Raw genomic sequence first — 23,595 nt, forward strand, 5'->3', positions numbered from 1 at the left:
TGGCCCCATGACCTCCGCGATTCCCCCGAACACCCCGGCCCCGGCCTCGGACCCGGCCCGCGGCCCCCAGGTCCACGCCTCCGCGCTCCTGCGGCACGCCAAGCTGTGGCTCGTACCGACCATCCTGTGCGCCCTGGTGTCGCTGCTCCTGTCACTCCTCTACATGGGGGGCATCCTCAGCCCCGGCGACCACCTGGACCGGCTGCCCATCGCCCTGGTCGACGAGGACCAGGGCCGCCCGCTGCCCGGACAGCAGGAGAACCTGGGGAAGCAGATCACCGACACCGTCGCCACGGCCGGCTCCTCGAAGACCAGCATCGACTGGCGCCGCCTCGACGCGGCGGAGGCCCAGGACGCGCTGGCCTCGGGCAAGGTCTTCGGCGCCCTGGTCGTCCCGGCGGACTTCACCGCCTCCGTCGCGGCCCTGGCCACGAACCGGGCGACGACCCGCCCGACGCTGACCGTGCTCACCAACCCCGGCCTCGGCAGCCTGGGTTCGTCCCTGGCGTCCCAGATCAACCAGGGCGCGGCACACCAGGCCTCACTGGCCATCGGCAAACAGCTCGCGGCCACCAGCACCGTACCGACCACGCGGGTGCTCCTCGCCGACCCCGTCGCGGTCGTCACCCGCGTCGGCCATCCGATCGGCCGGCACAGCGGGCTCGGCCTGACCGCGTTCTACTACACGCTGCTGCTGGTCCTGGGCGGCTTCATCGGCGGCAACCTCGTCAACGCCGGTGCCGACACCGCGCTGGGCTACGCCGACAGCGAGATCGGCCCCTGGCACACCCGCCGGCCGACCGTCCCCGTCAGCCGCACGCAGACGCTCGTCCTGAAGATGGTGATGACCGCCGGGATCTCGCTCCTGACCACCACGCTCGTCATGATCGCGACGATCGCGATCCTGGGCATGGACGCCGACCACATCCCGATGCTGTGGCTCTTCTCCTACTGCGCGACGGTAGCCGTCGGCCTGGGCGTCCAGGCCATCAACGCCGCCTTCGGAGGCATCGGCCAACTCGTGTCCATGTTCGTCTTCATCGCGCTGGCCCTCCCCTCCTCGGGGGCGACGGTCCCCCTGGAGGCCACCCCGGCGTTCTACCGCTTCCTCGGCGTCTTCGAGCCGATGCACCAGCTCAGCTCGGGCGTCAGGTCCATCCTGTACTTCGACGCCCGAGCCGACGCGGGACTCGCCCGCGGCTGGATCATGATCGCGGTCGGCATGGTGGCGGCCCTGGCGTTCGGTTTCGCCATGACCCACTACTACGACCGCAGGGGGCTGCGGCGCCTCACGCCGCAACCCGAGTGAACGATTACCAGGAGACGCTGAACTGGATGGATCGGTTGTCGTTCCGGGTGTTCACCAGCGTGGAGACGCCGGACCGGCTGCCGACGTAGTCGTAGGCGCCCTTGTAGCCGGCGCTGTAGTACACGTTGGCGGAGTAGCCGTCGTACCAGTTGTAGGCGGAGGCGGCGTTGTTGCCGGCGACCTGGCCGCTGCCCGAGCCGGTGTTGGAGCAGAAGCGGAGCGGCGTGGCCGGGGTGTACGGCATCTTGAGGGCCAGCATGTCGTAGATGTTGTGGCCGATGTTGACCCAGGCGCCGGAGTAGTTGGGGCTGTAGTAGAGGCGGAAGCGGAACTCCTCGGAGGAGCCGGCGCACTTCTGCATCGACATGATGGTGTCCTCGTCGCTGGAGATCCAGGCGGTGGGGTTGCCCTCGGCGTGGGCCATGCCCGTGCCGGACAGGGCGGAAGCGCCCATCACGGCGGCGACGAGAGCGGTGCGGAGGCGGCGCCGCGAGGTGGTCGAGGTCTGCATCAGGATCTCCAGAATGATTGTCGGATCGGAATCGAGAGGAAGGAAGGTCGGGTGGGGAAGGGGCGGACGAGGACGTCCGCCGCCTTTCGGGGGCGGTGCAGGCGGGCACGTCCGCCGCCTTGCGGGTCGGGCGCGGGCGAGGACGTCCGGCGCCGGCGGGATCGGGGCTCGGGCGAGGACGTCACCCGCTCCGCGGGAGTCGGGCACGGGGAGGTCACCCCCTCGCGGGGCCGAGGGAAGGCGAGGACCTGCACCGCCTCGCGGGGAGGGCGCGGGGCGAGGACGCCCGCCGCTCGCGGAAGTCGGCGCGGGCGGGGACGTCACCCGCTCCGCAGGGTCAGGAGTGGGCCAGGACCTCCGCCGCCTTGCGCAGCGACGCGTCGAGCGCGCGGCGGTCCGCCGCGAGCGCCGTCGCGTTGCTCGCGATCGACGCGCGCTGGATCCGGGTCTCCGCCTCGTGCCAGATCTCCGCGACGTGGTGCGTGGCGCGGCAGCCGATGTCGGCCAGGGCCGTGCCGATCTCCTCGCGGGACGCGCCCTCGGGCCGGGGCCGGAACCGGGGGTCGTCGTTGGCGGCCATGGGCGCCGGATACGTGAAGCCCTTCGCCTTCATGCAGGCGGACCAGCGCGCGAACACCGCCTTCACCAGCGGGTCCTCCATGGACGCGGGGTACGAGTCGCTCGTGAGCCGCTGTACGAGGGGGGAGGCGCCCTGCGACGAACCGCCCAGGGTCCGGCGGGCCCGGCCGAAACAGCCGCCCTCGGGGATCTTCCGCCCCGCGTAGAAGCCGCGCCGGGCCTCGGGGCCGACCTTCTGCAGCAGTTCGGCGGGGACGTCGGTGCCACCCAGGACCAGCTGGGCGTCGTCGGAGAGCTGCGGCCGCGCGTCTGCGGCACGCAACGCCTTGTCGTAGCGGGCCTGTTGCGCCGGGTCCACCTGGTAGCCGAACTTCGCGGACATTCCCGCGTCGTGGATCCCGTACCGCCAGTCGAGCAAGTTCTTCGGGCCGACCCGGGGAAGCTCCGGCGCCGGCTTCCAGGGGATCCCGAACCCCTTGAGGCACTGGCCGACCAGCTTCTGTTCCGCCCGGGCGAGCGTCCGGGCCTGCTCGGTGGTGGGACGGTACGCCTGCATGGGCAGCGTCCAGGACGACGGGTCGGCGGCGGAGCCGGCCGTGACGGTGGCGGCGGCCGGCGCCGCGTGCCCTGTCGGCTGCCCGGAGGAACACCCCGTCAGGGCGAGGGCGGCCATGGCAAGGGCCGCACCCGTCCGCAGGATTCGGTCCCGGCTGCTCGTCATCGGCGGAAGGTTCCTCACATGAATGGGTCACGGCGTCTTGACGTTCGGGTGGAAGGCCGAAGACCCGCACATCATCGCAGGTTCTGACGCGACCATGATCATCGCCCCCGTCCAACGCACCGCCGCCGCACAGGCGTTCCCTGCCGGGGAACGGCCGGAGGCCGTGTCGGATGTCTCCGACACGGCCTCCGGCGACCGGTATGACCCGGTCTACTCGTCCTCGTCCCACGGCGGTTCGAACTCGTCGTCCCACGGCGGCTCCTCGTCGTAGGACGGCGGAACGTCCGGCTCTGCCCCGCGCACCGACGGCGCGGAGCCGGACGCGGCGCGTGCGGCGGGCACGGTCGGGGCGGGAGGCGCAGAAGCGGGCGCGGTCGGCGCGGCAGGCGCGGACGTGGTGATCCCGTCCGGACCCGCGTCGCCCGTCCCCCCGCCCCCGGACTGCGCCAGGGCCTCGAGGACCCCCTCCGCGTACTTGGTGAGCTTGGCCTCGCCGACGCCGCCGATGCTGCCGAGCTCCTGGACGGTGGCGGGCAGCCGGGTCGCGATCTCGCGGAGCGTCGCGTCGTGGAAGACGACGTACGCCGGCACGCCCTGCTCGCGCGCCGTCGCCGCCCGCCAGGCGCGGAGGGCCTCGAAGACCGGCACGGCAGCCGCGGGCAGGTCGACGGGCACGCGCGCGCCCTTGCCGGAGCGGCCGCCGGACTCCTTGCGGGAGGCGGCGGCGGGCGCCTTCTCCTTGCGCATCGGGACCTGGCGCCGTCCGCCGAGGACCTCCCCGCTGTCCTCCGTCAGCACGAGCGTCCCGTAGTCGCCCTCCACCGCGAGCAGCCGCTGCGCGAGGAGCTGGCGGACGACCCCGCGCCACTCGGCGGCGCCCAGGTCCGAGCCGACGCCGAACACCGACAGCTGGTCGTGGTCGAACTGGATGACCTTGGCCGTCTTCTTGCCCTGGAGGATGTCGATGATCTGCCCGGCGCCGAACTTCTGCCGCCGCTCCTTCGCGAGCCGCCACACCGTGGACAGCAGCTTCTGCGCGGCGACGGTCCCGTCCCAGGACTCGCCGGGCGTGAGGCAGGTGTCGCAGTTGCCGCAGGGCTTGCCGGACTGCCCGAAGTACTCCAGGAGGCGCACGCGGCGGCAGTCGACCGTCTCGCAGAGGGCGAGCATGGCGTCCAGGTGCATGGCCAGGGAGCGGCGGTGCGTCTCGTCGCCCTCGGAGCCGTCGATGAGCTTGCGCTGCTGGACGACGTCCTGGAGGCCGTACGCCAGCCAGGCCGTGGCCGGCTCCCCGTCGCGGCCCGCGCGGCCGGTCTCCTGGTAGTAGCCCTCGACCGACTTCGGCAGGTCGAGGTGGGCCACGAAGCGTACGTCCGGCTTGTCGATGCCCATGCCGAAGGCGATGGTCGCCACGACGACGACCCCGTCCTCCCGCAGGAAGCGGGCCTGGTTCGCCGCGCGCGTCCGGGCGTCCATGCCGGCGTGGTACGGGACGGCGTCGACGCCGTGCTCCACGAGGGCGGCCGCCGTCTTCTCCACGGAGGCCCGCGAGAGGCAGTAGACGACGCCCGCGTCCCCGTCGTGCTCGGTCCCGATCAGCTCCAGGAGCTGCTTGAGCGGGTTGTTCTTCGGGACGATGCGGTACTGGATGTTCGGCCGGTCGAAGCCGGCGACGAAGTGCCGGGCGTCCTCGAGACCCAGCCGCTTCGCGATCTCGGCGTGGGTGGCCTCGGTGGCCGTCGCCGTCAGGGCGATCCGCGGCACCTTCGGCCACCGCTCGTGGAGCATGGAGAGGGCGAGGTAGTCGGGCCGGAAGTCGTGGCCCCACTGGGCGACGCAGTGCGCCTCGTCGATCGCGAAGAGCGACACCGTGCCCCGGTCGAGCAGCCGCTGGGTGCCCTCGGTGCGCAGCCGCTCGGGGGCCAGGTAGAGCAGGTCCAGCTCGTCCGCGAGGAACGCCTGCTCGACGGCCTGCCGCTCGTACGGGTCCTGTGTCGAGTTCAGGAAGCCGGCCCGCACCCCCAGCGCCCTGAGCGCGTCCACCTGGTCCTGCATCAGGGCGATGAGGGGCGAGATCACGACGCCCGTACCCGCTCTGACCAGGGCCGGGATCTGGTAGCAGAGCGACTTGCCGCCGCCCGTCGGCATCAGGACGAGCGCGTCGCCGCCGCCGACGACCTGCTCGATGATCTCCTGCTGCTTCCCTCGGAAGGAGCTGTAGCCGAAGACACGGTTCAGCACCCGGGCGGCGTCGGAGATCTCGGGGGTGGCGTCGGGAGCGTCGGAAAGGAGCATTTCTGAAGCCTAGCCGTCCGCACCGACACTCCGGCCCCGCCCGGGACAACCTGTGGACAACCCCCGACACCTCACGTCACCGCGTCACCGCAGGCCGGCCGCCGCGGGGGTGTCGTCGATGAAGCCGCCCGACTGGTGCTGCCACAGCTTCGCGTAGGCGCCCTCGGCGGTGAGGAGCTCCTGGTGCGTGCCCTGCTCGACGATCCGTCCGCGGTCGAGGACGACGAGCTGGTCCATCGTGGCCACCGTGCTCAGCCGGTGGGCGACCACGAGGGCCGTCCGCCCCTCCATGAGCCGCCACAGCGCGTCCTGGACGAGCATCTCGCTCTCGGAGTCCAGGGCGCTGGTCGCCTCGTCGAGCAGCAGGATCGGGGCGTCGCGGAGGATCGCCCGGGCGAGGGCGACCCGCTGGCGCTGGCCGCCGGACAGCTTGACGCCCCGCTCGCCGACCATGGTCTCGAAGCCCTCGGGGAGGGCGTCCGCGAACTCCGTGACGTGCGCCGCCTCGGCCGCGCGCCGGATCTCGGCCTCGGTGGCGTCCGGCCGGGCGAAGGCGATGTTCTCCCGCAGGGTGCGGTGGAACATCGCGGGATCCTGCGGGACGTACGCGATCATGCTGCGCAGGTCGGTCTGCCTGAGCCGGCTGATGTCCTGGCCGCCGATCGTGATCCGGCCGCCGTCGACGTCCGTCATGCGCAGGAGCAGCCGGGTGAGGGTGGTCTTGCCGCCGCCGGAGCGGCCCACGAATCCGATCTTCGCGCCGCTGGGCACGTCCAGGTCGAGGCCCTCGAAGAGCGGCTTCGCGCCCGCGTGGGCGAAGGTCACCTTCTCGAAGCGGACCTCGGCGTCGGCGGGCCGGAGGGGTTCCGGGGTCTCCGGGTCGAGGACGGTCGGCTTGTCGAGGAGGAGCTCGGTGAACTGCGCGGCCTCCGTCATCGAGCTTTCCAGGCGCCGGTAGATCTGGTTGAACTCGAACATGATCCGGGTGGCGTTGGCGTAGTACGTGAAGGCGACGATGACGGCCTCGACGCCGTGCTCCCCGCCGCCGAGGGCGACGGCGAGGACGAGTCCGAGGACGTTCGTGAGGACGGACATGGGCGCGACGAGCGTGTCGATGCGCAGGTTGCCGTAGTCCCAGGAGCGCAGGGTGAGCCGCCGCGACTCCGCGACGCGGGACCGGTGCTCGGCGGCCTCGCGCCGCTCGGCGCCGAAGGACCGGACCGTGTCCATGTTGGTGAGGCTGTCGGCGACGTGACCCGAGACCCGGGCGATGGCCTGTTCGCGTTCGGCGACGAGCACCTGTCGCCGCCGGATCAGCGGGGTCACGCACGCGCCCGTGAGCGCGATGAGGACCAGGAGTCCGACCACGAGCAGAGGGTCGTACTGCCACAGCACCACCGAAGCGAACACGAGCGGCACGAAGCTGCCCATGACGGAGAAGGTCAGCGTGTCGATGAACTCCTCGAAGCGGGAGGCGAAGGTGACGACGCGTTTGGTCAGCGACCCGGCGAAGTTGTCGTGGAAGAACGCGGCGTCCTTGGCGAAGAGTTCGTCCATGCCGATGACGTAGAGGTGCTCGATGCCGCGTGCGTCGACCCGGTTCAGGCAGTGGTAGCAGACGCGCCACAGGACCTCGCCGAGCAGCAGGACGCCGGCGAAGCCCAGAACGTACGGAAGAAGGGGGCCGACGCCGCCGGTGCCGCCTTCCGCGATCCGTCCGACGAGTTTGGCGACGACCAGTGGTGCGACGTAGTGGATGCCGATGTTGCCGAGCGCCGCCAGGAGCAGCGTCGACGTGGTCAGCCGTCGAAGGCGGACCATTTCCCGTCCGTAGAAGCGAAGCGCGAGGAGTACCGAACCCTTGCTCGGCGAACCTTCGCGCGATTCTGGTGATCCCATACCCAACCCTGTGTTGTCGTACCGAAGGTGAGCAAAAGGAGTCTCCCGCGCGGACGCTCTCGCGGTCCAAGCATTTTCCGTCCGACCGTCCGGTCGGGCCTCCGCCCCTCGCGTCGTGTCGCAGCACGCAGAAACACCACGTGGTGGCCGGGAGATCCCGACCACCACGTGGTGTTCTTCTTGTGTCCGAGGGGGGACTTGAACCCCCACGCCCGATAAAGGGCACTAGCACCTCAAGCTAGCGCGTCTGCCATTCCGCCACCCGGACCAGGTGATTGTCGTTCCGGGGTTTCCCCCGGCGACAGAGAACAATCTACCAGGTCTTCGGGGTGCTCTTCACCCACGTTTCCGGTGGTCAGCGGGGGTGGGAGGGAGGGTCACGGGGAGACCGTGGCGGGCGGCGGGGTCCAGCGGCGGGTGCGCGGGGGGCCGGTGGGGAGGCCGTAGTCCTTCTTGAGGTGTTCGGGGATGGCGTAGTGCATGACGCGTCCTCGGGTGAGGGAGGACAGTTCGAGGACGGTGGCGAGGTGGCCGAGGCGGTCCAGGACCCAGGCGCCGAGCGGGGAGCGGTCCTCGACGGTCTCCAGGACGCCGAGGAGGTGGGGGACGGACTTCACGACGGTGTCCCAGGGGGTGCGGGGCACCTCGAGCCAGTCACCGCACGTGTCGCCGACGAGGTGGCGGATGAGCGCGGAGACGATCGGGTCGAAGAAGGTGCCGGGGACGACCTCTTCGTAGAGGTCGATGAGCTGCCGGGTCAGATGGACGCCCTCGGGGGAGGGTCCCATGTGGCGGAGCATGTACAGGTCGAGGAAGCGGCGGGCCTCGTCGAGGGTCTTGGGCACGGCCTCCTGGTCGACGCCCAGCATGGCGCCGACGACGCGCCAGGCGTAGTAGTACGCGTCGGCCCCCTCGGAGGACATGTGGATGCCGAGGCGGTGCAGGCTGTCGAGGACGAGCATCGAGAAGAACATCTGCCCGCCGATCATGTCCTCCTGGCAGATCGGCACCCCCGAGGCCTCGACGTCCCAGCGGTTCTCGCGCCTGAGGTGGTGCCGGATGGACGCGTGCAGCAGGCGGACCTTCTGCGCGGCGGGGATGAAGCGGCTGCCGGCCTCGAAGGCGTCGGGCTGCATCAGGTGGACGGTGAACTGTCCGGTCTCCGCCATCCGCTTGGAGGGGTACTTGAGACCGTGCGTCGCCGAGAGCAGCTTCGCCACGTGCGGGACGAGGTAGCAGGCGGGCATGGAGGCGAAGGAGAGGGCGGTGGAGATGTGCACGTTGTTGTCGATGAAGAACAGCCGGGCCTTCTCCATCTCCCCCCAGTCCACCCAGGACGGCGGGGCGCTCGTGGCGTGGAGGTACTCGCGGGCGACGTCGGGCAGCCCGGCCGGCAGGGGGGCGCCCGCGGTGGAGACGTACCGCATGAGGGTGTTGAACGTGCCGACCTCGCCGCGTTCGAAGAGGGTGGCGACCGTGGCGTCGGCGAGTTCGTCACCGGCGTGGCGCAGGGCGTCCATGGACGTCTCGGTGGGGGTCATGGGAAGAGCTCCTTGTCCAGGGTCGTTCTGCGTCAGGAACGGCGGACCGCGGCCGAGTGCGCGAGGGCGGTGAGCGCGGCGGCGGGGGCCGCGAGCAGGTTCAGCTCGTCGAGCGCGCGCAGGGCCTCGTCGACCCGCTCGGCGATCATGGCCTCGACGCGCTCGGGCGCCTTCAGCCGCCGCATCAGCTCGCGTACGGCCTCCGGGGCGTCCCCGTCGGGTTCGGAGCGGCCGAGCAGTTCGCGCAGCCGGGCACGTTCCCCGTCGCCGGCGAGCCGCCAGGTCTCGGCCAGCAGGGCGGTGGGCCGGTGTCCCCGTACGTCGTCGGCGTCGGCCTTTCCGGTGGCCTCCGGGTCGCCGAACAGGCCGAGCAGGTCGTCCCTCAGCTGGAACGCCTCGCCGAGCGGCACGCCGTACGCGGTGTAGCCCTCGCGCAGGCGCCGGCCGGCGCCGGCCAGGGCGCCGCCGATCAACAGGGGTTGCTCGACGGTGTACTTGGCGGTCTTGTAGCGGATCACCTTCAGCGAGGCCGTCGTGTCCGGGGCGGCTCCGGTACGCAGGATCTCCAGGGACTCCCCCGCGATGAGGTCCCGGGCGAGCGCCGCCCAGAGGGGGCGGGCCCGGCCGAGGTAGGCGGCGGGCAGGCCGCTGGTGACGAAGAGCTGCCCGGCGAGCGACATGAGCAGGTCGCCGACCAGCATCGCGAGCGAGCGGGCTCCCGCCGCGGGCCGCGGGTGATGCGCGACCGCGCCGCGCAGGGCCATGTGCGCGGTGGGCCGGCCGTGCCGCAGCGGACTGTCGTCGATCAGGTCGTCGTGCACGACGGCGGCCGCGTGCACCAGTTCCATGGACGCCGCCGCCCGCACGAGCGCGTCGCTGTCGGGCTGTCCCACCGCGCGCCAGCCCCAGTAGCAGAACGCCGCCCGCAGTCGCTTGCCGTCCGCGACCGCCGACTCCAGCTGCCCGGCCACCGGGCCGAGGGCCGGGTCGACCGCCGTGAGTTCGTCGGCCTCCTCGGCGGCGTACCTCCGCAGCACCTCGTCGACGCGCGCCTTGAACGCGGTCGGCTCCCAGTGCTCAGCCACCGTCGCCGGCCCGTCGCGCGAGGACGTGCCGGGCGAGGACCTCCAGGTGGGCCGGGGGCGGGGACACGTACCGGTCGAGCACGAGGCGGCCGCGCGCCTCCAGGTCCCGCTCGGCCTCGCTCGCCATCTCGGCGGCGTCCGACCTCCTCAACAGCCCCCGTACGATCCCGAGGCCCGAACCCAGCGTGGTCACCGCCAGATCCGCGAGACCCGCCGCCAGTAGCACCGCCCGCTCGTCCAGACCCCCACGGGATTCCGGTTCTCGCGTCACACCCAACTCCCCCGGTTCATGGTCACCTCTCGCTCCCAGCGTGGCGGCGGACGGGTGGCCGTGGCGGCGGAACTCACGAACGAGTGATCCACTCGGCTGGACGTACGAGGCCGGGACCGGACCTCTCCGACGCTTTCTCCTCAACCGGGCACGTGGTCTTGCCAGTTGCGGCATCTCCTCCAAAGAATGTGCATGACAACCGAAGGATCTTCGGCTGCACAGTCATCAGAGGGGAACCCCCACATGAAGAAGCCTCTCGTCGGCGCCCTGCTCGCCCTGCTCCTGACGGGCGCGGCAGCGGTCCCGGCCGCCGCCTCCGCACCCCGGGAGACGGTCGCGCAGGCCCCGGCAGTGACCGCCGTCGACTTCGCCGGAACGGTCGCGCTCAGCAACTGTTCCGGCTCCGTCGTCCGCACGCCCAGCTCCCTGCCGAGCGACCCCGCGCTGGTCCTCTCCAACGGCCACTGCCTGGAGACGGGCTTCCCGGCGCCCGGCCAGGTCGTCCTGAACAAGCGCTCCTCCCGCTCGTTCACGCTGCTCAACTCGGCCGGCACCGGCGTCGGCACCCTGCGCGCCAGCAAGATCGCGTACGGCACGATGACCGACACGGACATCTCGATCTACCAGCTGACCAAGACGTACGCGCAGATACAGAGCACGTACGGCATCAGCGCCCTGACCCTCAACGACGCCCACCCGGTGCAGGGTTCGGCGATCAAGGTGGTCTCCGGATACTGGAAGCGGATCTACAGCTGCGACGTGGACGGCTTCGTCTACCGCATGAAGGAGGGCGACTGGACCTGGAAGGACTCGGTCCGCTACACCTCGGCGTGCAACACGATCGGCGGCACCTCCGGCTCGCCCGTGATCGACGCCACCACCGGCAAGGTCGTCGCCGTCAACAACACGGGCAACGAGAACGGTGAGAGCTGCACCGTGAACAACCCGTGCGAGATCGACGAGAGCGGCGCGGTCACCGTCCGCCAGGGCATCAACTACGCCCAGGAGACGTACACGATCGTCCCCTGCATCGGCGCCGGCAACGTGATCGACCTGAACCGCCCGGGCTGCACCCTGCCCAAGCCGTAACACCTCGGCCGACTCTGCCCGCCGACCCCCGAGAGGACGGCGGGCAGAGGCGGTCGGGGGTCGATCAGGGCGTCATCTCGTACGCGCCCGACAGCGCCTCGACGCGCTGCCAGACCCGCCCCGACCGCGCCTCGTCGACGACGGGACGGCGGACCGCGCCGAGCGCCCAGAGCTGCTGCTGCTCCGTCGCGGAGTCCTTGCCGTGCAGCTCGACCGCGTGCGCCGAGAAGTCGCGGACGAGGACGGCGAACAGCTCGTCGAGCACGTCCTCGTCGAGTCCGGTCAGGGCGGCCTGCTCCAGGACCAGCTGCCCGTGGACGACGAGCGCGAAGAGCTGACCGACGGCGAGCAGCAGGTCGAGGTCGCGGCTCTGCTCCTCGTCGGGGGCGGCCTTGAGCACGAACTCGCAGAGCGCGTCGGCCTGTTCGCGGAAGCGGGCGACGTTCGGCACGTGGGCGTACGCCTCGTAGGCCGGGCGCCAGTCGTGGAAGCGGACCGAGCCGAGGCCGCGGGCCGGGCCCTGGCGGAACAGGAACGTGTCGTCGGCCGCGTCCAGACGCGTCGGCACGGGCTCGTACGCCACCGGGTCGAGGAGGTGGTTGCTCATGAACTTCAGGATCAGCGCCAGGTTGACGTGGACCGTGCCCTCCAGCTTCGGCAGGCCGCGGATCTCCACGGCGGCCTCGGCGAAGTAGTTGTCCTTCTCGAAGCCCTTGGCGGCGATCACGTCCCACATCAGGTCGATGACCTTCTCGCCCTCCGTGGTCACCTTCATCTTCGTCATCGGGTTGAAGAGGAGGTAGCGGCGGTCGTCGGGACCGGCCGTGCGGAAGTAGTCGACGGCGCGGTCGCTGAACAGCTTCATGCCGACGAGCCGGACGTACGCGTCGGTCAACTCGCGCCGCACGTGCGGGAAGACGGTGACCGGCTTGCCGTACAGGATGCGGTTCTGCGCGTGGGTGACGGCCTCGTACATCGCGTGCTCGCAGATGCCGATCGAGGCGGTGCACAGGTTGAACTTGCCGACGTTGACGGTGTTGAGCGCGGCGTCGAAGGCGGCGCGACCCGTGTGGAGGACGTCCTCGGCGGCGACCGGGTAGTCCTCCAGACGGAACTCGCTGACGTACTTCGACGAGTCGACGACGTTCTTGACGAGGTGGTACGCGGGGTGGCGGCTGTCGGCGGCGAAGAAGACGTAGCCGTCGGGGCCCTCGACGTCGGTGCGGCGGCCGAAGACCGAGACGAGCCCTGCGGCGTTGCCGTTGCCGATGTAGTACTTGGAGCCGGTGGCGCGGAAGCCGCCGTCGCCGTCGGGCGTGAGCAGCATGTCGGTGGAGTAGATGTCGGCGCCGTGCGACTTCTCGGAGAGTCCGAAGGCGAACACCTCGCCCTGGGAGAGGAGTTCGGCGGCGCGGGCGCGGGCGGCGGCGTTGTCGCTCTGCCAGACCGGGCCGAGCCCGAGGATGGTGACCTGCCAGGCGTACCAGTAGTCGAGGCCGTAGAAGCCGAGGATCTCGTTGAGGGCGGCGATGCGGGCGGTGTCCCAGCGCTTGTCGCCCTCGCCCTCCCCGGCGGCGGAGGACGGGGTCAGGAAGGTCGCGAAGAGCCCTTCCTCGGCGGCGAAGGCGAGGAAGTCGCCGAGCCAGGCCCTGGTCCGGTAGTCCTCGATGATCCGGCGCTTGCCGCGCGCCTCGAACCAGTCCACGGTGGCGCGGAGCAGCCGGCGGGTCTCCGGGTCGAAGTGCGCGGGATCGTAGGTGTGCGGGTTGAAGAGCAGCGGGTCGGCCATGACGTCCGCCTTTCGGGGATCGAGGGGTTGGTACGGCTCGGTTCAGCGGTCGGCTTCGAACCGGGCGAGCGTGGCGAGGACGTCGTCGAGCCAGGCGATCATCATCCGCTCGTACGCGATGCCGCCGCGCAGCACGGCGTGCTGGAGCTCCCGCTCGGCGTCGAGCGGCCCGTCGCTCTCGGCTTCCGGGAAGTCGCGCGCCTCGCCCGCGAGGTAGTGCTCGAGGCGGTCGGTGTGCGCCCGCCGGTGCCGCTGGACCTCGCCGATGAGTGCGGCCGGATCGTCGAAGGCGGCACCCCGGATCTTCACGGCGAGGTCGTGGCGCACGCTCTCGGGCTCGATCGGCTCGTGCAGCCACGCGGAGAGCGCGTCCCGGCCCGGTCCGGCGACGGAGTACTCCTTCTTGTCGGGACGCCCCTGCTGCGGGACGTCCCGGACGTCCACCCAGCCGTCGCTCTCCATGCGCTTGAGCACGCGGTAGATCTGCTGGTGGGTGGCGGTCCAGAAGTATCCGATGGACCGCTCGAAGCGCCGGGCCAGCTCGTAGCCGGATCCGGGCTTCTCGAGCAGGGACACGAGGATCGCGTGGTCGAGCGCCATGCGCCCGATCTTGCTATGCAACGAGTTGCATAGCAAGGCGGACCGGGCCGGTGAGACACGGCTCACGGGCGTTGTCAGTGGTGGGCGATAGCTTCGAGATCGTTCGGAAGATTGCACGACAGGGGGAATTCATGGGTGTCGAGCGTGCGTTGAGGGTCGTTCTCGTCGACGTCAACGACGAGGTGGTGGCGGCCTGGAAGTCCGCGTTCGCGGACACGCCCGGGGTCGAGATCCGGCAGGGCTCCCTTCTGGACGTCGATGTGGACGCGTGGGTGTCCCCCACGAACGCGCGGGGCCGGATGGACGGAGGGGTCGACGCCCTCGTGAAGCGGCACCTCGGTGCCGGTGTACAGGTGCGGGTGCAGCGGGCGATCCGCGAGCATTTCGGCGGGAGCCTGCCGGTGGGCAGCGCGGTGTGCGTCCCGTCGGGGGCGGCGGTGCCGCGCCATCTGATCTCGACGCCGACGATGCGGCAGTCCTCGCAGAACGTCAGCGACACGATGAACGTGGCGCTGGCGTGCGCGGCGGCGTTCCAGGCGGTCCACCTGCAGAACCTGGCGAAGCCCGGCAGCATCCGCTCGGTGGCGCTCGTCGGGATGGGCGCGCGGACGGGGCAGGTGCCCGCGCAGGTGTGCGCCAATCTGATGTGGACGGGGTACACCCTGTTCCACGACCACGGGTTCGCGGACTACGACGCGTTGCGGGCGGCGGTACTGGGGCAGCTGGACGACATCGAGGGCGCGGGCCCGGCGCAGCGGGTGCGGATCAAGGCGCCGGCCGCCCCGTCGCCCTCCCCCGCACCCGCGGGCGACCCCTTGAAGCTCGCCGAGCTGTTCACCGGTGGCGGTGAGCCGTGGCTGCCGCTCCTCGCCCCGGTGATCGAGGCGCAGCCCGGGGCCGGCGCGTTCATCGGGCCGAAGCGGAGCCCTGAGGTGGTTCCGGTGCGCGAGCTGACGTTCCAGGCGCTGAAGCCGCATCCGCCGCACAAGTGGAGGGTGGTGGCCTTCGGGCAGAACCCGTATCCGCGGGCGGAGAGCGCGACGGGCATCGCGATGTTCGACAACACCTTCCACGACTGGAAGGACAGCCAGTTCGGCCGGGTGGTGAGCATCCGCTGCCTGATCAAGGCGGCCGCGATGTGGAAGTACGGGATCGCGAAGAAGACGCCGATCGCCGACGTCCGGGCCCTGCTGAAGAAGGAGGACACGGTCCAGCCGCCGGAGTGGTTCCAGGCGATGCTCACCCAGGGTGTCCTCCTGCTGAACGCGTCCCTCACGGCGAGTGCGGACGGGGCCGTGGCGACCGAGCAGCACACTTCGTTCTGGCGGCCCGTGGCCGAGCAGATCGTCGAGGAGATCCTCCGGGCGAAGCAGGACGCCGAGGAGGAGGACCGTGGAGTGGTGTTCGCGTGGTGGGGCGCGCACGCCCGGAGTCTGAAGCGGGTCGTCCAGCGGCTCGAGAAGAAGTATCCGGGGGTGGAGGTCCGGCACCTGGACCACGTGAACCCGGCGGCGCAGGGGGACGTCTTCTGCGAGGGCGACCACTTCGCCCAGGTGAACGACGCCCTGGCGTCGGTGGGGGCGGAGCCGGTCGACTGGCTGCCGGCGAAGGGCTGGGACCAGGACTCGGCCGGGGCCGGCGGGTCCGGCGGTGGTGGTGTCTCGGAGCGCATGGGCGCGTTCATCGCGTCGACGATGGAGCTGCACCAGCTCTATCTGGAGCGGCTCACGAGCGTCAAGGACGAGGGGCTCGTCCTGCCGCCGATCACCGGGGTGTTCGACACGCCGGTGATGGACTTCCGGAAGGCCGTCGAGCCGGTGACGCAGGTGCTCGCGAACCTGGACCGGTACGTGGAGCGGTCCAGCCGGTTCGCGGAGACCAAGGTGACGGAGGCGGGGGCCGAGGGCGGCCTGTCGGCCGACGCGATCTCGGCGCTGTACCTGTACACGTGCGAGTCGGCGTTCTACCGCGAGATCAACGCCGTGCTGCGCTCACCCGACCGGGAGCGCCTCGTCCCGTACCTGCCGTACCTGCGCCTGCTGTTCTCGGCGGTCGCCGAACTGCCCGTACGGACAGAGCCCTTGTGGCGCGGCGTGGCCCTGGACCTGCGGTCCCAGTATCCGCTGGGGCGCACGGTGACGTGGTGGGGTGTCTCCTCGTGCACGTCCGAGCCGAGCGTGGCCCGCTCCTTCCTCGGCAGCCGCGGCCGACGGACCCTGTTCGAGGTGACGCCGGCGCGCGCGGTGGGGATCCGGCGGTTCTCCGCGTTCACGGGCGAGGAGGAGTACATCCTCACCCCCGGCACCCAGCTGAAGGTCACGGAGGTGACGACCGAGCGCGGCGGCCTGTGCACCGTGCGCCTGACCGAGCTGGAGGGGCAGGGGCTGGTGTCGTAGGGCCTCGGAGGACCTGTGCCGCAACCCCTCCCCGGCCGCGACCGGCCCGGGAGGGGTTCCGACCCGTGGGTCAGAGGGCGCCGACGATGTCCTCGACTCGGGCCTTCGCGTCGCCGAAGAGCATCGCGGTGTTCTCGCGGAAGAACAGCGGGTTCTGGACGCCCGCGTAGCCGGAGGCCATCGAGCGCTTGAAGACGATGACCTTGTTGGCCTCCCAGACGGTGAGCACCGGCATGCCGGCGATCGGGCTGCTGGGGTCTTCGGCTCCGGCCGGGTTGACGGTGTCGTTGGCGCCGATCACGAGGACGACGTCGGTGTCGGCGAAGTCGTCGTTGATCTCGTCCATCTCGAGCACGATGTCGTACGGCACCTTGGCCTCGGCGAGGAGCACGTTCATGTGGCCGGGCAGGCGGCCGGCGACCGGGTGGATGCCGAAGCGCACCTCGACGCCCTTCGCCCGCAGCTTCGAGGTGAGCTCGGCGACCGGGTACTGCGCCTGGGCCACGGCCATGCCGTAGCCGGGGGTGATGACCACGGACCGGGCCGCGCCGAGGAGTTCCGCGGCGGCCTGGGGGGTGATCTCCTGGTGCTCGCCGTAGTCGACGTCGGAGGACGACGGCGCCTCGATGCCGAAGCCGCCGGCGATCACGGAGAGGAAGGAGCGGTTCATCGCCCGGCACATGATGTAGGAGAGGTAGGCACCCGAGGAGCCGACCAGCGCGCCGGTGATGATCAGCAGGTCGTTGCCGAGGAGGAAGCCGGAGGCCGCCGCGGCCCAGCCGGAGTAGCTGTTGAGCATCGAGACGACGACCGGCATGTCGCCGCCGCCGATGGAGGCGACCAGGTGCCAGCCGAGGGCGAGCGCGAGGACCGTCACGGCGATCAGGAGCCACAGCTGCGGCGTGATCACGAACCACACGGTCAGGGCGAGGAACAGGCCGAGCGAACCGAGGTTCAGCACGTTCTTGCCGGGCAGCACGAGCGGCTTGGAGCTGATCTTCGCCGAGAGCTTCAGGTACGCCACGATGGAGCCGGTGAAGGTCACCGCGCCGATGAACAGGCCGATGAACACCTCGGCGTGGTGGATGCCCAGCGTGCCGAGCGCGTCCAGGGCCTGGGCCTCGTGGCCCTCGGGCTCGTGCTCGACGTTCAGGAAGCCGTTCCAGCTGACCAGTACGGCCGCCAGACCGACGAAGGAGTGCAGCAGCGCGATCAGTTCGGGCATGCCGGTCATCTCGACGCCGCGGGCCCGCTGCAGCCCGACCAGCGCGCCGATCAGCATGGCCACGGCCATCAGGCCGAGGCCCGCGGTGCTGATGTCGCCGTCGATCGCGAGCACGATCGTCGCGACGAGCGCGACGGCCATGCCGAGCATGCCGAACGCGTTGCCGAGCCGTGCGGACTCGTGCTTGGAGAGTCCCGCCAGCGCGAGGATGAACAGCAGCGCGGCAACGAGGTAAGCCGCCTGTGCGGCGATGGTCGCAGACATGTCAGCTCCGGTTGAACATGGCGAGCATGCGACGCGTCACCGCGAAGCCGCCGAAGACGTTGATACTGGCCAGAAGGATCGCCACGGCCGACAGCACCGTGACCGTGATGCTCGAATGCCCGATCTGCAGGAGCGCGCCGACGACGATGATCCCGGAGATCGCGTTCGTCACCGACATGAGCGGCGTGTGCAGGGCGTGGTGCACATGCCCGATGACGTAGTAGCCGATCACGATCGCGAGCACGAAGACCGTCACGTGCGGGAGCAGCGCAGCCGGTGCGAACCCGGCGGCGAGGAAGAGCGCGAGCGCGCCGACGGCCACACCGCCGAACTTCCGCTTCGCCGACATCGGCTCCTTCACCGGCGAGGGCTTCGTCTCGGCCACCTTGGTCGCGGGCGCCGGGGCCGCCGAGACCTGCACCGGCGGGGGCGGCCAGGCCGACTCGCCCTCGCGTACGACGGTGATGGAGCGCTGCACCGGGTCGTCCCAGTCGAGGACGAGGGTCGCGTCCTTGCCGGGCGTCATCAGCTTCAGCAGGTTCACGAGGTTCGTGCCGTACAGCTGCGAGGCCTGTGCCGGCAGCCGGCCCGCCAGGTCGGTGTAGCCGATGATCGTCACACCGTTGTCGGTGACGACCTTCTCGCCCTTCACCGTCCCCACGACGTTGCCGCCGTTGGCGGCCGCCATGTCGACGATCACCGAGCCCGGCTTCATGCTCGCCACCATCTCCGCGGTGATCAGCGTCGGCGCGGGGCGTCCGGGGATCAGCGCGGTGGTGATGACGATGTCGGCCTCGCGGCACTGCGCGCCGTAGAGCTCGACCTCGCGCGCCTTGTAGTCGTCGCCCATCTCCTTGGCGTAGCCCGTCTTGGAGACCTCGACCTCCGCGGACTCGATCGACAGGTACTCGCCGCCGAGGGACCGGACCTGGTCGGCGACCTCGGGCCGCGGGTCGGTCGCCCGTACGATCGCGCCGAGCGAGCCCGCCGCGCCGATCGCGGCCAGGCCCGCGACGCCGGCACCGGCGACGAGCACCTTCGCCGGCGGCACCTTGCCCGCCGCGGTCACCTGGCCGGTGAAGAACCGGCCGAAGGTGTGCGCGGCCTCGACCACGGCCCGGTAGCCGGCGATGTTCGCCATCGACGACAGCACGTCCATCGACTGCGCCCGGCTGATGCGCGGCACGGCGTCCATCGAGAGCGCCGTGAACGGCCGGCGGCCCAGCTCCTCGACCATCTCGGGGTCGAACGCCGGGGCGAACAGCGCGATCACCGTCGCCTCGGGCCGTACTCCGTCCAGCTGTGCGGGACTTGGGGCGTTGACACCGAGCACCACGTCGGCGGCCGTGGCGTCGCCGATGCGCGCCCCGGCGGCCTCGTACGCACTGTCGGTGAAGCCCGCGGCGACACCCGCGCCGGAGTCCACGACCACGTCGTACCCCAGTTTGCGGATCGGCTCGATCGTGGCCGGCGTGGCCGAGACCCGATGCTCACCTGCCCGCGCTTCCTTGAGGACTCCGACAATCACGAGTGTTCTCCGTTCGCTGGAGGTGCCGTCGATGGTCTGTAAACATCCCCGACTACGATTCGGGTTCTGAGTCCGACCAGAATCGGGCCGCCACCGCCCCGATCGGAAGCGTGTGAGCGGTGATCCATCCCACATCACCCGACAGGGCGGTCGAGGATGGTCGCAGAGCGCGCACACGGCGGCCCTGGTGTGACGAGCGCGGGCCGGAGGCCCGGTGCCACGCCGACGGTTTCGCGCCACGCGGCGAAGCCCGGGGTGGCTCCCGCAGCGCATCCGTCACGGCCGCGCCGCGCGTGCCTTCGCCTGCTGCCGCAGCTCGCTCTTCGCCAGAGCGTTCTTGTGGACCTCGTCCGGGCCGTCGGCGAACCGCAGGGTGCGGATGTGGGCGTACATGTCGGCCAGCATGAAGTCCTGGGACAGCCCGCCGGCCCCGTGGACCTGGATCGCCTTGTCGAGGATCCACTGCACCGTCGACGGGGTCGCGATCTTGATCGCCTGGATCTCGGCGTGCGCGCCCTTGTTGCCGACGGTGTCCATCAGCCACGCGGTCTTGAGCACGAGCAGCCTCAACTGCTCGATGCGGATGCGTGATTCGGCGATCCAGTCGCGGATGACGCCCTGATCGGCGATCGGCCTGCCGAAGGCGACGCGCTCGTCGGCGCGGGCGCACATCAGCTCCACGGCCCGCTCGGCGATGCCGATCGAGCGCATGCAGTGGTGGATGCGGCCGGGGCCGAGGCGCGCCTGGGCGATGGCGAAGCCGTCGCCCTCGCCCCCGATCAGGTTCGCCGCGGGCACCCGCACGTCGGTGAAGGTCAGCTCGGCGTGACCGCCGTGCTCGCGGTCGTCGTAGCCGAAGACCTCCATGCCGCGGAGGATCTCGAAGCCGGGGGTGTCCCGCTCGACGAGGATCATCGACTGCTGGCGGTGCCGCTCGGCGTCCGGGTCGGTCTTGCCCATCACGACGAAGATCTCGGCGTTGGGGTTCATCGCGCCGGTGATCCACCACTTGCTGCCGTTGATCACGTACGAGTCGCCGTCACGGACGATCGACGTGCCGATGTTGGTGGCGTCCGAGGAGGCGACGTTCGGCTCGGTCATCGCGAACGCCGAGCGGATCTCGCCCTTGAGCAGCGGCTCCAGCCACCGCTCCTTCTGCTCCGGGGTGCCGAACATGTGCAGCACCTCCATGTTGCCGGTGTCCGGCGCCGCGCAGTTCATCGCGGGGGGCGCGAGGTGGAGGCTGCGCCCGCTGATCTCCGCCAGCGGGGCGTACTGGAGGTTCGTCAGGCCGCCGCCCTCCTCCCCCGGCAGGCCGTGCCGGTCCACGAGAAACAGGTTCCACAGGCCGCGCCTGCGGGCCTCGGTCCGCAGCTCCTGGAGGACGGGGACCGAGTCCCAGGCCCAGGGGTCCTTGAGCTCGGCAAGCTGCTCGTGGAAGACCCTCTCGGCCGGGTACACGTGCCGGTCCATGAACTCGAGCAGGGACGCGCGCAGTTCCTCGGTCCTGGCGTCGAACTGGAATTCCATCAGTGGTTCTCCTTCAGTGCGGACAGGCCGGCGTCGAGCAGTGGATCGATGGCGTCGCCGAGGGTCTCGAAGCCCTCCCCGACCGTCTGGCCGTTGAGGTGGCGGTAGTGGATGCCCTCGATGATCACGGCGAGCTTGAAGGCGGCCAGACCCAGGTGGAAGCCGATGCGGGAGAGGTCGCGGCCGCTGCCCGCGGCGTACCGCTCGATCGTCTCGGCCTCGGTGAGGTAGCCGGGCGCGCCCGCGACGGTGCTGACGCCGGCGTCGTCACCGGCGACCTCGCCGAGCCGGTTGTAGACGACCATCAGGGCGAGGTCGGACAGCGGGTCGCCGAGCGTGGCCATCTCCCAGTCGAGCACCGCCGTCGCCCGGTCGTCCTCGTCGACGAGGAGGTTGTCGAGCCGGTAGTCGCCGTGCACGATGCCGCTCGCCGACTCCGCGGGGACGTCGGCGGAGAGCCGGCGGTAGAGCTCCTCGGCTGCCGGGAGGTCCCTGCTGTACGAGGCGTCGAGCTGCTTCTTCCAGCGGCGGACCTGGCGCTCCAGGTAGCCCTGGGGGCGCCCGAAGTCGGCGAGACCGACGGCCGCCGGGTCCACCCGGTGCAGTGTGACGAGGGTGTCGACGAGCCGCTCCGAGATCAGCCGGGTGCGCTGCTCGCCGAGGGCCGCGAGTTCCGAACCGAGCCGGTACGGGGTGCCTTCGCAGCGCGCCATCACGTAGAACGGCGCTCCCAGGACCTCGGGGTCGTCGCAGAGACCGAACGTCCGCGGCACCGGCACCGAGGTGTCGCGCAGCGCGCTCATCACGCGGTACTCGCGGCCCATGTCGTGCGCGGTCGCCAGGACGTGGCCGAGGGGCGGCCGGCGGACGATCCAGGTGCTGGTGCCGTCGGTGACCCGGTAGGTCAGGTTGGACTTGCCGCCGGCGATCAGCGTCGCCGACAGGTCGGTGCCGGCGCCGGGGACGTGCGCGGTCAGCCAGCCGCCGAGCCTGTCCGGGTCGAGGCCCGGCGTGGCGGGGTGCCGAGCGCTCGTCACGGCACCACCACGGTGACGGTGTCGGCCACGCACACCGGCTTGTCGCCGCCGTCGCGCTCGATGGTGATCCGGGTGACGACCTGGTGGCCACCATCGCCGGGGGTCACTTCGAGGAGCTCGACGCCGGCCCGTACCCGAGGGCCGACCGGGATCGGCACGGGGAACCTGACCTTGTTCGCGCCGTAGTTGACGCTCGAGCGCACGCCCTGGATGCCGTACACCTCCCAGCACGGCATCGGAACCAGGCTGAGGGTGAGGTAGCCGTGCGCGATGGTGGTGCCGAACGGGCCCTGGGCGGCCTTCTCGGGGTCGACGTGGATCCTTCCCCGAGCTCTTCGAGCAGGGGATGCCCCATGGTGGTCACCGGTGGAGTCGGCGAAGGTGTCGATCTGCTTCTGGGAGATCGTGTGCCAGTCCGAGTGGCCGAGGTGGGTACCGGCCGCCTTCTCCAGCTCGGCCAGGCCGTCGAACGTCCGTCGGGTGGTCATACGGGAGCTCCGTTCGGCGTGGGGCGCAGCCCCGGGACGAGCGCGGCCAGCGCCGCGCGGGTGGAGGGTGCGTCGACGTGCAGGTGGGCCCGCATCCCGACGGCCCGCGCGCCGAGCACGTTGGGCTCGGCGTCGTCGAGGAAGAGCACGCTCCCGGCGGGGACGCCGAGGCGCGCGAGGGTCAGTTCGTAGATGGGGGCCTGCGGCTTGCGCAGGCCGACCTCACCGGAGATGACGACGGGGTCGAGCAGCGCGTCGATCCGCTCGCGCGGGTAGGTGTTGCCCCAGCTGTTGGAGAGGAGCGCGACCCGTATGCCGAGCTCGCGCAGCTCCTCGACGAGGTCGAACATCGCCGGGTCGGGGCGCATCGCGGCGAAGAGCCGGGAGAGCACGCCGACCGGGTCGACCGGGCGGCCGTCGATCGTGCTGAGCTCCGCGGCGAGGAGGGCGTCGAACTCCTCGACGGTCAGCTCGCCGGTCTCCAGGCGGTGGATCGGGGTGCCGGCGGGGACGCCGCGGGACATCCAGGCCTTGAGGGTCCGGGAGAAGGAGTGCGGCTCGATGCCGTCGGCCTCGGTCCAGGCCGCGATCGACTCCTTCACGGGCCGGGTGAGCACGCCGCCGTAGTCGAAGACGACGGCCTCGACCGGTGCGCTCGCCTGCCCGGAGGCGGTCACGAGGCCGCTGCCACGAGCGTGACGCCTCCGTCGATGACGACGTTCTGGCCGGTGAGCCAGGCGGCGTCCGCGGAGAGCAGGAAGGCGACGACGCTGCCGATGTCCTCGGGCTCGCCGAGCCGCTTGAGCGGGTAGGCGTTCGCGAGCTCCTGCTCGCGGCCCTCGTACAGGGCGGTGGCGAACTTCGTCTTGACGACGGCCGGCGCGATCGCGTTGACGCGGATGTCCGGTCCCAGCTCGACGGCCAGGAGCTCGGTCATGGAGAGCAGCATCGCCTTGCTGGCGCCGTACATGCCGATCATGGGCGCCGGCTGGACGCCGGAGACCGAGGCGACGTTGACGATCGAGCCGCCGTGCTCCTTCATCCACGCCCCGTGGACGTGCTGGATCCAGGAGAGCGCGGCCAGGCAGTTGGTCTCGACGATCTTGCGGGCGGCCTCCAGGTCGAGCTCGACCATCGGGCCGTACACCGGGTTGACGCCGGTGTTGTTCACCAGCAGGTCGACGCTGCCGAACGTTTCGATCGCCTGGCGGACGGTGTCGGCCTGGTGGGCGAGGTCGGCGGCCTTGCCGGCGACGCCGAGCGCGTGCGCGGGGCCGCCGAGGCCGGCGACCGCCTGGTCGAGCGTCTCCTTGGTGCGGCCGGTGATGACGACCCTGGCTCCCTCGGAGACGAGCCGTTCGGCGATGGCCAGGCCGATGCCGCGGCTGGCGCCGGTGACGATCGCGGTCTTTCCCTCGAAACGCTTCATGTCTTCGTA

19 protein-coding genes and 1 tRNA gene are annotated in these 23,595 nt (G+C 70.9%); 3 read left to right on the top strand and 17 right to left on the bottom strand.

Annotated features, from left to right (window positions below):
• The first annotated feature begins 7 nt into the window (after positions 1-7).
• Positions 8-1,309, top strand: a complete 1,302-nt coding sequence (locus ACFYX3_RS19430) for a YhgE/Pip domain-containing protein (RefSeq protein WP_389014768.1) — start codon at positions 8-10, stop codon at positions 1,307-1,309.
• Between the two features lie 4 nt (positions 1,310-1,313).
• On the opposite strand, the gene ACFYX3_RS19435 is transcribed toward ACFYX3_RS19430, so the two are convergent.
• The 8 genes from ACFYX3_RS19435 to ACFYX3_RS19470 form a co-directional block, all read right to left on the bottom strand.
• Positions 1,314-1,820 (bottom strand): hypothetical protein, encoded by a 507-nt coding sequence (locus ACFYX3_RS19435; RefSeq protein ID WP_389014771.1) that lies wholly within the window; start codon positions 1,818-1,820, stop codon positions 1,314-1,316.
• 337 nt (positions 1,821-2,157) lie between these two features.
• The gene (locus ACFYX3_RS19440) at positions 2,158-3,120 is read right to left on the bottom strand and encodes a hypothetical protein (protein WP_389014774.1); all 963 of its coding nucleotides are present in this window, start codon (positions 3,118-3,120) and stop codon (positions 2,158-2,160) included.
• A 210-nt stretch (positions 3,121-3,330) separates the two neighbouring features.
• Positions 3,331-5,415: a DNA helicase RecQ gene (gene recQ, locus ACFYX3_RS19445; protein WP_389014777.1), complete on the bottom strand. Its 2,085-nt coding sequence runs from the start codon at positions 5,413-5,415 to the stop codon at positions 3,331-3,333.
• Between the two features lie 84 nt (positions 5,416-5,499).
• On the bottom strand, positions 5,500-7,236 hold the full coding sequence (locus ACFYX3_RS19450) for an ABC transporter ATP-binding protein (RefSeq protein WP_389014780.1): 1,737 nt from the start codon (positions 7,234-7,236) through the stop codon (positions 5,500-5,502).
• A 261-nt stretch (positions 7,237-7,497) separates the two neighbouring features.
• A tRNA-Leu gene (locus ACFYX3_RS19455) sits at positions 7,498-7,582 on the bottom strand.
• Positions 7,583-7,691: 109 nt separating this feature from the next.
• A complete protein-coding gene (locus ACFYX3_RS19460; protein ID WP_389014783.1) occupies positions 7,692-8,855 on the bottom strand; it encodes an oxygenase MpaB family protein in 1,164 nt (387 codons plus the stop codon).
• Between the two features lie 32 nt (positions 8,856-8,887).
• Positions 8,888-9,940 (bottom strand): polyprenyl synthetase family protein, encoded by a 1,053-nt coding sequence (locus ACFYX3_RS19465; RefSeq protein ID WP_389014786.1) that lies wholly within the window; start codon positions 9,938-9,940, stop codon positions 8,888-8,890.
• A complete protein-coding gene (locus tag ACFYX3_RS19470; RefSeq protein ID WP_389014789.1) occupies positions 9,933-10,211 on the bottom strand; it encodes a polyprenyl synthetase in 279 nt (92 codons plus the stop codon). Before ACFYX3_RS19470 ends, ACFYX3_RS19465 begins: the two co-directional genes overlap by 8 nt.
• 243 nt (positions 10,212-10,454) lie before the next feature.
• On the opposite strand from ACFYX3_RS19470, the gene ACFYX3_RS19475 reads away from it, so the two are divergent.
• The gene (locus ACFYX3_RS19475) at positions 10,455-11,300 is read left to right on the top strand and encodes a serine protease (protein ID WP_389014792.1); all 846 of its coding nucleotides are present in this window, start codon (positions 10,455-10,457) and stop codon (positions 11,298-11,300) included.
• A 64-nt stretch (positions 11,301-11,364) separates the two neighbouring features.
• Here ACFYX3_RS19475 and ACFYX3_RS19480 read toward each other — a convergent pair whose 3' ends face one another.
• The gene (locus ACFYX3_RS19480; RefSeq protein ID WP_389014795.1) at positions 11,365-13,089 is read right to left on the bottom strand and encodes an acyl-CoA dehydrogenase family protein; all 1,725 of its coding nucleotides are present in this window, start codon (positions 13,087-13,089) and stop codon (positions 11,365-11,367) included.
• A gap of 42 nt (positions 13,090-13,131) precedes the next feature.
• Positions 13,132-13,689, bottom strand: coding sequence for a PadR family transcriptional regulator (locus ACFYX3_RS19485; protein WP_376587564.1), 558 nt, complete (start codon positions 13,687-13,689; stop codon positions 13,132-13,134).
• A 131-nt stretch (positions 13,690-13,820) separates the two neighbouring features.
• Here ACFYX3_RS19485 and ACFYX3_RS19490 point away from each other — a divergent pair, with 131 nt between their 5' ends.
• Positions 13,821-16,085 carry an ADP-ribosyltransferase domain-containing protein gene (locus tag ACFYX3_RS19490; protein WP_389014799.1) on the top strand — a complete coding sequence of 755 codons (2,265 nt, stop codon included), beginning with the start codon at positions 13,821-13,823 and terminating at the stop codon, positions 16,083-16,085.
• A 70-nt stretch (positions 16,086-16,155) separates the two neighbouring features.
• On the opposite strand, the gene pntB is transcribed toward ACFYX3_RS19490, so the two are convergent.
• The 7 genes from pntB to ACFYX3_RS19525 form a co-directional block, all read right to left on the bottom strand.
• A complete protein-coding gene (pntB, locus tag ACFYX3_RS19495) occupies positions 16,156-17,574 on the bottom strand; it encodes a Re/Si-specific NAD(P)(+) transhydrogenase subunit beta (protein ID WP_389014802.1) in 1,419 nt (472 codons plus the stop codon).
• Between the two features lies 1 nt (position 17,575).
• Positions 17,576-19,102, bottom strand: coding sequence for a Re/Si-specific NAD(P)(+) transhydrogenase subunit alpha (locus ACFYX3_RS19500; RefSeq protein ID WP_382652481.1), 1,527 nt, complete (start codon positions 19,100-19,102; stop codon positions 17,576-17,578).
• 276 nt (positions 19,103-19,378) lie between these two features.
• Positions 19,379-20,632 carry an acyl-CoA dehydrogenase family protein gene (locus ACFYX3_RS19505; RefSeq protein ID WP_389014806.1) on the bottom strand — a complete coding sequence of 418 codons (1,254 nt, stop codon included), beginning with the start codon at positions 20,630-20,632 and terminating at the stop codon, positions 19,379-19,381.
• On the bottom strand, positions 20,632-21,669 hold the full coding sequence (locus tag ACFYX3_RS19510) for a phosphotransferase family protein (protein ID WP_389014809.1): 1,038 nt from the start codon (positions 21,667-21,669) through the stop codon (positions 20,632-20,634). The genes ACFYX3_RS19505 and ACFYX3_RS19510 overlap by 1 nt, the downstream gene beginning before the upstream one ends.
• Positions 21,666-22,157 carry a MaoC family dehydratase gene (locus tag ACFYX3_RS19515; RefSeq protein WP_389014812.1) on the bottom strand — a complete coding sequence of 164 codons (492 nt, stop codon included), beginning with the start codon at positions 22,155-22,157 and terminating at the stop codon, positions 21,666-21,668. Before ACFYX3_RS19515 ends, ACFYX3_RS19510 begins: the two co-directional genes overlap by 4 nt.
• A complete protein-coding gene (locus tag ACFYX3_RS19520; RefSeq protein WP_389014815.1) occupies positions 22,154-22,834 on the bottom strand; it encodes an HAD family hydrolase in 681 nt (226 codons plus the stop codon). The genes ACFYX3_RS19515 and ACFYX3_RS19520 overlap by 4 nt, the downstream gene beginning before the upstream one ends.
• Positions 22,831-23,586 (bottom strand): SDR family oxidoreductase, encoded by a 756-nt coding sequence (locus ACFYX3_RS19525; RefSeq protein WP_389014818.1) that lies wholly within the window; start codon positions 23,584-23,586, stop codon positions 22,831-22,833. The genes ACFYX3_RS19520 and ACFYX3_RS19525 overlap by 4 nt, the downstream gene beginning before the upstream one ends.
• Positions 23,587-23,595: the final 9 nt, after the last annotated feature.

The organism is Streptomyces sp. NPDC002463, from assembly GCF_042889835.1.
GTDB lineage: Bacteria > Actinomycetota > Actinomycetes > Streptomycetales > Streptomycetaceae > Streptomyces > Streptomyces nymphaeiformis.